This is a genomic window from Ruegeria sp. AD9, assembly GCF_056542305.1.
Genome location: NZ_JBQFZP010000005.1, coordinates 164044 through 176201 on the forward strand (window position 1 = coordinate 164044; position 12158 = coordinate 176201).

General features: G+C 59.0%; 14 protein-coding genes. 5 read left to right on the plus strand and 9 right to left on the minus strand.

Annotation, left to right across the window (positions count from 1 at the left end):
• Positions 1 to 10: 10 nt before the first annotated feature.
• From ruvB to ruvC, 3 genes are read right to left on the minus strand one after another with little or no spacing between them, the layout of a single operon-like run.
• Complete coding sequence (gene ruvB, locus ACR0AM_RS09785) at positions 11 to 1030, minus strand: Holliday junction branch migration DNA helicase RuvB (protein WP_480605015.1); 1020 nt, start codon at positions 1028 to 1030, stop codon at positions 11 to 13.
• Between the two features lie 4 nt (positions 1031 to 1034).
• Entirely contained in the window at positions 1035 to 1712 is a 678-nt protein-coding gene (gene ruvA / locus ACR0AM_RS09790; protein WP_480622772.1) for a Holliday junction branch migration protein RuvA, read from the minus strand.
• A complete protein-coding gene (gene ruvC, locus ACR0AM_RS09795) occupies positions 1709 to 2206 on the minus strand; it encodes a crossover junction endodeoxyribonuclease RuvC (protein WP_480473737.1) in 498 nt (165 codons plus the stop codon). The genes ruvA and ruvC overlap by 4 nt, the downstream gene beginning before the upstream one ends.
• 333 nt (positions 2207 to 2539) lie before the next feature.
• On the opposite strand from ruvC, the gene ACR0AM_RS09800 reads away from it, so the two are divergent.
• Positions 2540 to 2755, plus strand: coding sequence for a DUF1127 domain-containing protein (locus tag ACR0AM_RS09800; RefSeq protein ID WP_480483975.1), 216 nt, complete (start codon positions 2540 to 2542; stop codon positions 2753 to 2755).
• 106 nt (positions 2756 to 2861) lie between these two features.
• On the opposite strand, the gene ACR0AM_RS09805 is transcribed toward ACR0AM_RS09800, so the two are convergent.
• From ACR0AM_RS09805 to ACR0AM_RS09820, 4 genes are all read right to left on the minus strand, one after another.
• Positions 2862 to 3206 carry a hypothetical protein gene (locus ACR0AM_RS09805; protein ID WP_480518806.1) on the minus strand — a complete coding sequence of 115 codons (345 nt, stop codon included), beginning with the start codon at positions 3204 to 3206 and terminating at the stop codon, positions 2862 to 2864.
• Positions 3207 to 3307: 101 nt separating this feature from the next.
• Complete coding sequence (locus tag ACR0AM_RS09810; RefSeq protein WP_267364117.1) at positions 3308 to 4186, minus strand: 50S ribosomal protein L11 methyltransferase; 879 nt, start codon at positions 4184 to 4186, stop codon at positions 3308 to 3310.
• A 66-nt stretch (positions 4187 to 4252) separates the two neighbouring features.
• The gene (locus ACR0AM_RS09815) at positions 4253 to 5485 is read right to left on the minus strand and encodes an MFS transporter (RefSeq protein WP_480622773.1); all 1233 of its coding nucleotides are present in this window, start codon (positions 5483 to 5485) and stop codon (positions 4253 to 4255) included.
• 79 nt (positions 5486 to 5564) lie between these two features.
• Complete coding sequence (locus tag ACR0AM_RS09820; RefSeq protein ID WP_480622774.1) at positions 5565 to 7760, minus strand: primosomal protein N'; 2196 nt, start codon at positions 7758 to 7760, stop codon at positions 5565 to 5567.
• 88 nt (positions 7761 to 7848) lie between these two features.
• Here ACR0AM_RS09820 and fsa point away from each other — a divergent pair, with 88 nt between their 5' ends.
• The 4 genes from fsa to ACR0AM_RS09840 all read left to right on the plus strand — a co-directional run bounded on the left by fsa (position 7849) and on the right by ACR0AM_RS09840 (position 11089).
• The gene (gene fsa / locus ACR0AM_RS09825; RefSeq protein ID WP_480622775.1) at positions 7849 to 8502 is read left to right on the plus strand and encodes a fructose-6-phosphate aldolase; all 654 of its coding nucleotides are present in this window, start codon (positions 7849 to 7851) and stop codon (positions 8500 to 8502) included.
• Between the two features lie 197 nt (positions 8503 to 8699).
• Entirely contained in the window at positions 8700 to 9407 is a 708-nt protein-coding gene (locus tag ACR0AM_RS09830) for a DUF484 family protein (RefSeq protein ID WP_480622776.1), read from the plus strand.
• Positions 9404 to 10324 carry a tyrosine recombinase XerC gene (locus ACR0AM_RS09835; protein WP_480622777.1) on the plus strand — a complete coding sequence of 307 codons (921 nt, stop codon included), beginning with the start codon at positions 9404 to 9406 and terminating at the stop codon, positions 10322 to 10324. The genes ACR0AM_RS09830 and ACR0AM_RS09835 overlap by 4 nt, the downstream gene beginning before the upstream one ends.
• Before the next feature lie 69 nt (positions 10325 to 10393).
• Positions 10394 to 11089, plus strand: a complete 696-nt coding sequence (locus tag ACR0AM_RS09840) for a CDP-alcohol phosphatidyltransferase family protein (protein WP_480494802.1) — start codon at positions 10394 to 10396, stop codon at positions 11087 to 11089.
• A gap of 22 nt (positions 11090 to 11111) precedes the next feature.
• Here the strand turns inward: ACR0AM_RS09840 and ACR0AM_RS09845 are convergent, their stop codons facing one another.
• Positions 11112 to 11579, minus strand: a complete 468-nt coding sequence (locus ACR0AM_RS09845) for a hypothetical protein (RefSeq protein WP_480494804.1) — start codon at positions 11577 to 11579, stop codon at positions 11112 to 11114.
• A 76-nt stretch (positions 11580 to 11655) separates the two neighbouring features.
• Positions 11656 to 12111 carry a methylated-DNA--[protein]-cysteine S-methyltransferase gene (locus ACR0AM_RS09850; protein ID WP_480473747.1) on the minus strand — a complete coding sequence of 152 codons (456 nt, stop codon included), beginning with the start codon at positions 12109 to 12111 and terminating at the stop codon, positions 11656 to 11658.
• Positions 12112 to 12158 lie beyond the last annotated feature (47 nt).

Sequence of the window (12158 nt, forward strand, 5' to 3'; positions counted from 1 at the left end):
TGCGCGGGCTTCAACCGAACAGATCGCTTTGCCGCTTGGGCACGGCCATCCCAAGATGCGTCCACGCCTTCTGCGCCAACATCCGCCCGCGCGGAGTACGCTGGATTAGCCCCTGTTGCAGCAAATAGGGCTCGATCACCTCCTCAAGCGAGTCACGGCTTTCGGACAGCGCGGCAGACAGGGTTTCAATCCCAACCGGGCCGCCTGCGTAGTTTTCGGCAATCAGCTTCAGATACCGCCGGTCCGCACCATCAAGACCCAGATTATCAACGCCCAGACGGGTCAAGGCACCATCGGCCAGGTCCCGTGTGATCCGCCCGTCCCCTTCGACAATCGCGAAATCCACAACGCGTCTCAGCAATCGCCCGGCGATACGCGGGGTTCCACGCGACCGCCGCGCGATTTCGCGCGCACCATCGTTATCCGCGGGCGCGCCCAGTTTCCGCGCGTTCCGGGTGACGATTTCGTGCAACTCATCCACCGTGTAGAACTGAAGCCGGGTCGGGATACCAAACCGGTCACGCAAGGGCGTTGTCAGCAGGCCCATCCGCGTGGTGGCCCCCACCAGTGTGAATGGCTGCAATTCGATCCGAACGGTGCGCGCAGCAGGACCTTCGCCGATAACAAGATCCAGCTCGAAATCTTCCATGGCCGGGTACAGCACTTCCTCCACAACAGGGTTGAGCCTGTGAATCTCGTCGATGAACAGCACGTCACGCGATTCAAGATTGGTCAGGATCGCCGCTAGATCCCCCGCCTTGGCCAGAACCGGGCCAGAGGTCATGCGGAAGTTCACTCCCAATTCACGCGCCATGATCTGCGCGAGGGTCGTTTTGCCCAACCCCGGAGGTCCGTGAAACAAGGTGTGGTCCATCGCCTCGCCGCGTTGCCGGGCTGACTGGATAAAGATGCGCAAGTTGGCGCGCGCCTCAGCCTGACCAATGAATTCATCAAGCCCCTGAGGACGCAAGGCGCGGTCATTGTCTTCCGGCAGGGGCTCCGGGCGCAGGGTGGGATCAGCGTCAACCATTCACTTACCCTTTCGGAGCCAGCAGCCTGAGGGCCGCGCGGATCAGATCAGCCTCGTCCGCATCCGGCTGGCTTGCAGCCGCTTCAGCCACAGCGCCCGCCGCGTCGGACGGCCCATATCCAAGATTGGCCAGCGCCGACAACGCCCCGGCAGACGCGGCCGCAGCACCCGATGGCGGTTTCGATACTCGTCTCGGCGCGGATGTAGAATCATTCGGCTCAACAACCTCAAGTTCCGGGCCGTCCAGCGCCTGAGCAATCGTGCCGCCCATTGCCATCACTCCGGGTGCCTTGTCCTTGAGGTCCAACACGATCCGCTGTGCGGTTTTTGGCCCGACGCCCTTGGCCGCCTTGACTGCACCCCAGTCCCCCAGGGCAATTGCGCGGCTGACACCGTCGGGTCCCAATGCACTCAGGATCGCCAGCGACACCTTCGCGCCGACCCCCTGGACCGAGCACAGCAGGCGATGCCACTCTTTCTCGACAAGCGACAGAAACCCGTAAAGCTGCATCAGGTCTTCGCGGACAACCATGTCAGTGTAGATCGAGACCGCCTCGCCCACCCCCGGCAATGCCGCCAAGGTCCGGTCGGAACAATAGACAAGATAGCCGACGCCCCGGACATCGATCAGCACATGATCTGCCGCACGATAATCCAGCCGCCCTGTCAGTTTTCCGATCATGCCCGCACCTCTTTCACACGTGCCTGTTGCGTCTTTCCGTAATAGGCGTGGCAGATTGCAATCGCCAGTGCATCCGCCGCGTCGGCCCCTTTCGGCAAACAGCCCGGCAATTGCAGTTTGACCATGTGCATAACCTGCTCTTTCTCGGCATGACCCACGCCCACCACGGTCTTTTTGACCCGATTGGGTGCATATTCCCCCACCGGCAGACCGGCCTGTGCCAGCGTCAGCAACGCCACGCCACGCGCCTGCCCAAGCTTGAGGGTTCCGGCCCCGTCCTTGTTCACGAATGTCTGTTCGATAGCAGCCTGATCGGGCCTGTGATCCGCAATCACTTCGACAATCTGATTGTGCAGCGACAGCAACCGCTCGCCCAGATCGTCGCCATCCGATTTGCATAATCCATTGGCCACATGGCTCAGGCGGCTGCCATTTGATTCGATGACGCCCCATCCCAGGGTTCTAAGCCCCGGATCGATGCCCAGAATTCGCATATTTTGCCTCGGCCTGCTCGGGTTGTGTGATCTTTTTTCAACGCCTAGCACGAAGCGTGAACATTTTCCAAGCGAATTGACCCCAGGGCTGAAAACGACACGCGTGTTTCAGGCGCGACTTCGGGCACGTTTTGCGACCCAGTGAAGTCTGAATTCGACACTTTCTCAAAGGCTTTTTCACCAATTGTTTAAGGGGATTACAACTTCGTGAAGCCTTGCAGAAAACGCATAGGACACATGCAAAAACTGAACTTGTGCGAACGAATTGACGGCACTAGATGCCCCGCAGATCGCAGAAATGCAATGTGAACACTAACCAGAAGGAAACAGGATATGGCTGCACTGGACACAACCCGCGTCGCTACCACTGGCTCGTTCGGCCTTGTTGGCCGTATCGGCGCATTTTTCGTATCGGCCGTTAACGCCGCAGTTGAATGGAATGACGCCCGCGTAACCCGCAACGCGCTGACCGGTCTGACCGACCGCGAACTGGATGATATCGGCCTGTGCCGTGGTGACATCGACATCATTGCCGAAGGTCGCCGCTAAGAACCGACCCCAACACTTATATGCCCCTTCCTCCTCCCTTGAGGGGCACACAAAAACACCGCGCACCGTAAGGGTACGCGGTGTTTTTTTAATCCGAGGGAGCGGATTAGTAGAAAACTTTGTTCAGCTGAGTGGCGAGGGCTTGCGACACAGGATCGATTTGCATCACCCAGGCACCGGCTTTTTCGACTGGTGTGCCTTCGTTCAGGCTGTCGATCCGATATTGATAGCCGGTGGGACTAAGGTGGGACAAAAGAAATGCTTTGAAAGCGAAGAAACCCACAAGCGTAAGCAACAGCACCTTTGCTGGCACCGCCGAGCTCACCCGCTGCGGCCTCATCACAACCAGGCCATCCTTGCGCATCGTCGCACGATAGCCACGGCTCATCTTTTGGTGTTTCTTGTTCAGGCGATTTACGCGCTGATTGAACTCCAGTTGTTTACCCGTCATGGCAGCCTCCAAAAACCGCCCCCCTCGACTTCATTCAGAAAACGGTAAAAAGAGATTGCGACAAAAACGTGGCAAAAACCTATAAAACTCCTGCAAATGGCCTAATTCGCGCCCTGTTTGGTTAAAATTAGGGTCGTCCACTCACCAATCTCGGCCCGATAGGTCTGATTGAACCCGTTTTGTGAATAAACGGAAACCACGTCATCGGCCTGTTCGTTAAGGATTCCCGACAGGATCGCGTGCCCACCTGGGCGGAGATTCGCTGCCATTTCGGGTGATAAAGCTACCAAAGGCCCTTTGAGGATATTGGCAAAAATCAGATCGTAGGGTGCGTGCGCCTTGAGGTCGGGATGATCGAAACCTGCGGCTTCAACACACTGAACCGCGCCGGACATACCGTTTGCCTTCAGGTTGGCTTCGGCCACTTCAACGGCCACCTCGTCGATATCGCTGGCAATGAAATCGCCATCCCATACCCGAGCTGCCGCCATGGCCAGAACGGCCGTGCCGCAACCGATATCCGCTACTTTCGAGGCACTGAACCCTTCATCCAACAACCGGTCCAGAGCTTTCAAACATCCCAGCGTGGTACCGTGATGTCCGGTACCAAAGGCCATTGCCGCCTCGATCAGCAGTGGAATGCGACCGTCGGGCAGCTTGTCGGCATCGTGGCTGCCATAGACAAAAAAGCGGCCCGCCTCAACCGGGGCAAGCTCTCGCCGCACATGGGCCACCCAATCGGTTTCAGGTACTTCCGACACAACAAAAGGTTTGGCTTCAAAAGCAACTGCCAGAACGGCCAATGCGGTCTCGTCAGGGGCTTCGGTAAAGTACCCGCCCACTTCCCACAGGCCCGAACCGTCTTCGACCTCGAACACACCGACGCCGGTTGGTTCGGGCTCCAGACGCTCCATCGCTTCGCCCAGACCTTCGGCGGCTTTCTTACCTGTCAGCGTGGTCAGCGCAGTGAATGTGGGCATCCGGAACTCCTGTGTCAGTTGGCACTGCGCGTAGGACGGTGCGCAGCCAACGTCAAGCTTTGCGGCCTATTCCGCCGGGGCTGGCGCGTATTTGCTCAGGACGGTCTCATTGCCCGGTTCCGGGTGGCGCGGAACCAGCAGGGACAACAGCAGAGAAACGACCGCCATCGCCGCCGCAAGACCAAACACGGCACCTGGCGACACGACCCAGAGCAAACCCAGCAACGCGGGCAAGAAAACCGCGGCGATATGGTTGATCGTGAACGCGACTGCGGCAGTTGGCGCAATATCCGCCGGATCGGCGATTTTCTGAAAATAGGTTTTCAGTGCAAGCGCCAGCGCGAACAGAACATGGTCGATGACATAGAGCGTCGCCGCCAACAGCACGCCCCAGCCAAACCAGTAGATCCCACCATAGGCTGCGAACACGATTGCCAGACCGGTATATTCAAAGATCAATGTACGCCGTTCCCCGAACTTGGCCACCGCTTTACCCAGCAACGGAGCAACCATCATGTTGATCATCAGGTTGATCAGATACAGGCTGGTCAGCTCATGCACTTCAAAGCCGAACTTCTCAACCATCATGAACCCGGCAAAGACGACAAAGATCTGTCGCCGCGCACCCGCCATGAATTGAAGAGCGTAATACAGCCAGTATCGACGGCGCAGGATCAGTTTCTTGGTTTGCGGCGTGGGGGCATCGAATTGCGGGAAGGCGAACAGGCAAAACAGGGCCAGCAAAGCTGTTGCACCGCCAGCAGCCATGAAGACAAAGTTGTAGGACAGATCGAACCGCTCCCAGGTCAGAACGATCAGCCCGTACACCACCATCGTTGCTGCCGAGCCCATAGCGACCAGCCACCCCAATACCTGCGGTGCGCGATCCTTGGGAAGCCATTGCAGCTGAAGCGACTGGTTCACAGTCTCATAGTAGTGAAACCCGATTGAACTGAACAAGGTCACGAACAACAATCCGCCAAGGCTTGGGAACCAGGCCGTCAAAGCCGTTGCGACCCCAAGCATCATCAGCGAGATCATGGCCAGCACCTGCTCGCGAATGAAAATGATGACGGCAATCACGCCGACCGCCAGAAAGCCCGGAATCTCGCGCACCGTGTGCAGCAGGCCGATATCGGCCCCATCGAAATTCGCTGCCTCAATGACGAAGTTGTTCAACAGCGCGCTCCACGCGTTGAACGCGATGGGCATGGTCAAGGCCATCACGAACAGAAGCGTGACAGGACGACGCCAGAACGGAAGGCTCTGCGCCTCGGCAAGGGGCATGGGTTTCAGCATGAGAATCCTCTACGCCCATTTCCCGACTTTGGCGAGGGGGAAGCGACCGGCGCACAATGGCCCTGCGTTAATGCAATAGTCAGTAAAAGCTTTGTGGATCGATATCGACGGTCAGGCGGATATCGCCTTTCAGGCGCAGCGGGGCGATCCAACGAGCGATGGCGTCCTGGATTGGTGCGCCCTTGGGGGCCTTAACCAACAGGCGGACACGGTGACGTCCGCGAATACGGGCAATCGGCGCTGGGGCGGGGCCAAACACCTGCGCGCCAATCTGGCGCAATGGGCTGTCGTTGCGCGCCATGGCGTTGCCAATGTCAAAGACCGGTCCGACCTCGGGGCCCGACAACACGATCCCCGCCATACGTCCATAAGGCGGCACGCCTGCCGCCTGCCGACCCGCTGCCTCGGCTTTCCAGAACCCTTCCTCATCACCCGAGAGGATGGCCCGGATCACCGGGTGTTCCGGTTGAAATGTCTGCAAAAGCGCCTGCCCCGGCTTGTCAGCCCGTCCCGCACGCCCAGCCACTTGCCGCATCAATTGAAACGTACGCTCAGCCGCGCGCAGGTCCGCACCGTGAAGGGAAAGATCAGCGTCGATCACACCAACCAATGTCAATTTGGGAAAGTTGTGCCCTTTGGCGACCAATTGCGTGCCGATGATAATGTCGGCATCCCCGGCGGCGATCTCTTCAATCTTGGCTTTCAATGCCCGGGCTGAACCAAAAAGATCGGAACTCAGCATCGCGATTTTCGCCTCGGGGAAGGTTGCTTCGGCCTCTTCGGCCAAACGCTCAATCCCCGGCCCCACCGGGGCCAGCTTGCCCTTGACCCCGCAGGAAGGGCATATCTCGGGCATCGGCTTGGTCTCACCGCATTGGTGGCACATCAAACGCTTCAGGAACCTGTGTTCCACCATGCGCGCGTCGCAATGGTCGCAGGCGATCTGTTCTCCGCACGCACGGCACAGGGTAACCGGTGCATAGCCACGGCGGTTGATGAACAGCAGCGACTGTTCGCCTTTTTCGATCCGCTGCTGCACCGCTTGCCGCAAAGTCGGAGATATCCACGTTCCGGCCTGCATCTGTTCGGCCCGCATGTCGATGGGCTTCATCTCGGGCAACACTGCCGCCCCGAAACGCGAAGTCAGGTCGACCCGATCATATTTACCTGCCTCAGCATTCGCCCAGCTTTCCAGCGATGGGGTTGCGCTGGCCAGAATCACCCGCGCACCGCAGATGGCAGACCGCAGGACCGCCATGTCTCGCGCGCTGTAATGCACCCCGTCTTCCTGCTTGTACGAGGTGTCGTGTTCCTCGTCGACCACGACCAGCCCCAGATCGCGATATGGCAGAAACAGGGCTGACCGCGCGCCAACAACCAGTTGAGCTTCCCCCTGCCCGACCATCCGCCAGACTCGCCTGCGTTCAGTCATGGTCGCGCCCGAATGCCACTCGGCAGGGCGCGCGCCAAACCGCGCCTCAACCCGTGTCAGGAATTCTGCGGTCAGCGCAATTTCAGGCAAAAGGACAAGCGCCTGCCGCCCCATGCGCAGCGCTTCGGCCACGGCCTCCAGATAGACTTCTGTCTTGCCGGAACCCGTCACGCCTTTCAGCAGCGTCGTGCCGTAATTCCCCGTCCGTTGCCCGGCGCGAAGCTGCGCAACCGCACTTGCCTGATCTTCGGTCAGGTCCTTTCCCGGCAAATCGGGATCAAGATGCGGATACGGCAGGTCGCGCGGGCTGTCTTCTTCACGAACCGCGCCTTGCTTGACCAAGCCTTTGACAACGGACGAAGTTACCCCTGCCTGTTCCGCCAGTTCCTTTAACGTGAATGCCAACCCGCCATAGTCGCGCAACACGTCAAGTACACGGGTTCTGGCGTCGGTCATCCGGTCTGGCAGGGTGGCTCCCAAACGATAGATCTTGCGCATGGACGGCGGGTCACCCAGCCCCGGCGCGCGGGTCGCCAGCCGCAGCATCGCGGGCATCGGTGTCAGGGTATAGTCGGCAACCTTGCCGAGGAATGCCCGCATTTCCTCGCGCATCGGTGCAACTTCCAGCAGACGGATCACCGATCGCGCCTTGTTCAGATCGAAACCGCCCTGCCCCGGCCCCCAGACCACGCCCAACACCTTGCGCGGACCAAGTGGCACCTCGACAAACGCACCCAGAAAGCACCCTCCTTCGGGCGCTTTGTAATCCAACGTCCGGTCAAGCGGTTGCGTTGTCAGCACCGCAATCAGCTCTCCCTCGTCGAAAAATCCGTTAGCGCTCACAGCATATCCTTTGCAGGGGGTTCCAGCATGGCTCTCTTTGAGGTAAAGCCATCCGCGACCAAGGCCAACCCATCAAAGGACTGCCCTCATGAAATTCTTCGTAGACACTGCAGAGATCGACGCCATCGCTGAACTGAACAATCTGGGCATGGTGGACGGCGTGACCACCAACCCCTCGCTGATCCTGAAATCGGGCCGCGACATTCTGGAAGTGACCAAAGAGATCTGCGATCTGGTCGACGGTCCCGTTTCCGCCGAGGTTGTCGCCACCGAAGCTGACGACATGATCGCCGAAGGCCGCAAGCTCGCCAAGATTGCCCCGAATATCGCAGTGAAGGTTCCGCTGACATGGGCCGGTCTGAAAACCTGCAAGACGCTCAGCGATGAAGGACAGATGGTCAACGTCACCCTGTGCTTTTCGACCAATCAGGCGATCCTGGCTGCAAAAGCGGGTGCGACCTTCATCTCGCCCTTCATCGGTCGTCTGGACGATATCAACCTGGATGGCATGGATCTGATCGCCGACATCCGTCAGGTCTATGACAATTACGGATTCGAAACCGAAATTCTGGCCGCTTCAATCCGCACCGTGAACCACGTTACCGAAAGTGCCCGCATTGGTGCCGACGTCATCACCGCGCCACCAGCCGTGATCAAGAAACTGGCCGATCACCCGCTGACTGACAAAGGTCTGGAAACCTTTCTGGCAGACTGGGCCAAAACCGGTCAGAAAATCCTCTGATCTGGTGTGCAACCGCGCGGCGCTATCAGGCGCCGTGCCCGGCCCAACGGCCCAAAGCCTGATCTGCGATCGGGCGTGGCAGGCGGGAGCCTATCCGCCACAGCATCCTGGGAAATCCACTCTTGCGTGCATTTTTCCCAAGGCAAATCCGGTTCGGCATGCTATAAGCCGCCCAACAAAAAAAGACCGGACAGGACATGAGCAGCAATCCCAAACTCGAGGATAATCTCCGCGCGGCAATTCTGGCCGAGCCCGACGTCGTTCTGGACGACAAGGACCTGATGCAAGCCCTTGTGGCCGCGAACGAACGCGCCCGGGGTGATAATGTGATCGATCTGCGCGGCATTGCCATGCAGCGGCTCGAGGCGCGGCTGGACCGGTTGGAAGATACCCACCGCTCGGTCATCGCTGCGGCCTATGAAAACCTTGCAGGCACCAATCAGGTACACCGCGCGATTTTGCGCTTGCTGGAACCCGTCGAATTCGAGGATTTCCTGCGTGCCCTTGGCGCCGATGTCGCAAATATCCTGCGGGTTGACCATATCACGCTGGTTCTGGAAACCACCGTGGCTCAGAACGATCCTGCCATCGACAGGCTTGGGGGCGTTCTGACGATCGCAGAGCCCGGCTTTATCAACCAATACCTGACGAACGGTCGCGGCGGCCCTGTCCGCGACGTGACCTTGCGCGAAACTCATCAGCCGAACCGACGTGTTTTCGGCGCGCTGGCGGATCAGTTGCACTCAGAAGCCTGCCTGAAGCTGGACCTCGGTCCGGGTCGCCTGCCGGGCATGATCGTCATGGGGGCCCGTGATCCGCGGCATTTCACACCGCAGCTCGGCACCGATCTTTTAACCTTCTTTTCCGGCGTATTCGAACGCTCGATGCGCCACTGGCTGTCGTGAACCTGATCTCACCCGCCTGCCGCGACGCGCTCCAGCACTGGCTGGACACTCTGGGCGCGCTGGCGGGGCGGTCCCAGAACACCCAGACCGCCTATCGCGGCGATGTCACCGAGTTTTTGTCTTTCATGACCCTTCATCACGGGGAACGACAAGGGTTGAAGGCGCTGGAACGGATCACCGTCTCGGACATGCGCGCCTGGATGGCGGATCAGCGCAACGGGGATATTGGCGCGCGATCCCTGGCGCGCAAGCTTTCTGCTGTCAAAAGCTTCTATCGTTGGCTGGCCGAGCGAGAGGGGTTTGAACCCACCGCCGTTCTGTCGACCCGCGCGCCCAAATTCATCAAGAAACTGCCCCGCCCTCTGGCCGAAGACGCCGCGCGCGCCATGATTGACACGGTCGAGCTGCAATCTGTGTCCGACTGGGTTGCGGCCCGTGATGTTGCGGTTGTCACCCTGCTTTATGGATGCGGCCTGCGGATATCCGAGGCCTTGTCTCTGACCGGTGCAGACGCGCCCTTGCCCGAGACGTTGCGCATTGTCGGGAAGGGCGGCAAGGAGCGGGTCGTCCCGGTTCTTCCAGCTGCCCGAGACGCGGTTGACCGATATCTTCAGCTTTGCCCCCACCCGCAAGCGAAGGACGCAGCCTTGTTCCGGGGCGTCCGTGGCGGCCCTCTGAACCCGCGCGCAATTCAGGGCGTCATGGCTAAGGCACGGATGCAACTGGGGCTGCCATCAACCGCCACACCTCATGCCATGCGGCACAGCTTTGCCACCCATCTGCTGTCCGCCGGAGGAGATCTGCGGGCCATACAGGAACTGTTGGGGCACGCCTCATTGTCAACCACACAGACCTATACCGCAGTGGATACCGCGCGGCTTATGGAGGTCTACAACCGTGCGCACCCCAAGGCGTGACCGATACATCGAACAGAAACCTCGGGCTTTTGGTTTGCATCTCTGGCGTGCATCGGTCATGACCCTAACATGACACTCAGATTCAAAGCTCTTGCCGTACATCTCTTCACTGCCACAGGTGCTGTTTTCGCAATGCTGGCCATGCTGGCCGCTGTGGAAGAGAAATGGAGCCTAATGTACCTTTGGCTGGTTGTATCTTTCGTTGTTGATGGCATCGACGGTCCGCTGGCGCGGCACTATCACGTCAAAAAGAACGCGCCCGAGTTTGACGGTGTCTTGCTGGATCTGATCATCGATTATCTGACCTATGTGTTCATTCCAGCCTTTGCGCTGTTCAAATCCGGATTGATGGATGGGTGGACTGGCTGGTTCGCAATCATTGTCATCACCTTCGCCAGCGCGATGTATTTCGCGGACACTCGCATGAAAACCAAGGACAATTCCTTTTCCGGCTTTCCTGGATGCTGGAACATGTTCGTTGTCGTGATCTTCGCGCTTGAACCCAATTTCTGGATCATCCTGCTGCTGGTCACACTGCTGTCGCTTGCGATGTTTCTACCTTTGAAGTTCGTTCACCCCGTGCGCACCGAACGCTGGCGCAGTCTGACCTTGCCGGTCGCCCTTGCATGGACGTTCTTTGCGGGCTGGGCCGCGTGGGTCGATTTTCATCCCGAAAGCTGGGCACACTGGGGTCTGGTCATCGCCAGCCTGTACCTGACATTTGCGGGTATCGCACAACAGGTCATTCCGCAGCGCCGTACCTGACACGAGCGCTGCCGGACCGGGTTTAAAGAACGTCCTGAACCTCAAATTCAGTACCGTTATGGGTAAAGACGTCACCCGCTCGCAGACCGGCCATGGCCAGATAGATCGGGCTTTGCGTCGAAATCCCCATATATGTATCTCCACCCACCTCAAACCGGGTCGTCGAAACACAGACGACAAAGCTGCGGTTGTTGAACCTGATCACCGATCCCGGCTTGACTGTATCTGTCAGCCCAAAATCGGTATTCTCGATCACATCGATCTTGGCATGATGCGCATGGACAGGCGCGTCAAACGCAGCCGCCAGATCGGCATTTTCGCGCGATGCGGCTATGTCATCCTTGTCGTGGCCTTCCCGGTCGTCCAGTCGGGCATCCTTCAGAAACGCATCGTAATGGGCCTGCGCCGTTGCAAGCTCCTCCGCCTCAAGCGACATCAACCGGTCGATAATGGCCTTCTTCTGGGCTGCGCGATCATTTTCAGTGCTCATTCAATGCGATCCTTCAAATTCAGCAACTGATATAAGTTGTGCTTCCCAGAACCGGATTGCAACCGAATTTCGAGGCTCAGATCAAAAGACCCGCCGCCCGTTCATGCCGCAGCAGTGCAACCTTTGTCTCGATCCCGCCGCACCCGGAAAACCCGCCTAGCCCATTGGCGGCCAGCACTCGGTGGCAGGGAATAATAACGGGGATCGGGTTTGCCCCGCAGGCCTGACCGACCGGTTGCGCCGGTTGCCCCAACGCCTTGGCGATATCCCCGTAGGTGCGCGTTTCCCCAAGGGGAATGGCATACATGAGATCACAGACCTGCCTTTGAAACTGCGATCCATGAATGCGGTAGGGCAGATCGAAGCGGTCAAGCCGACCAGCGTCATAGGCCATCAACTGCGCCGCCGCCTCGCGCAGCAGAGCGGTCGGCTCGCCCTCGTCCTCGCCGTCCCAGACCAGCCGCGTGAGGGCGCCATCGGTTTCCTCGATCCCGAGTCTTCCGAACTGAGTTTCAACTGCAATCATCGCCATGGGATGACGGTTTCAGATCAATCCTCCAAGTTCAAGTGGGGAAGCCA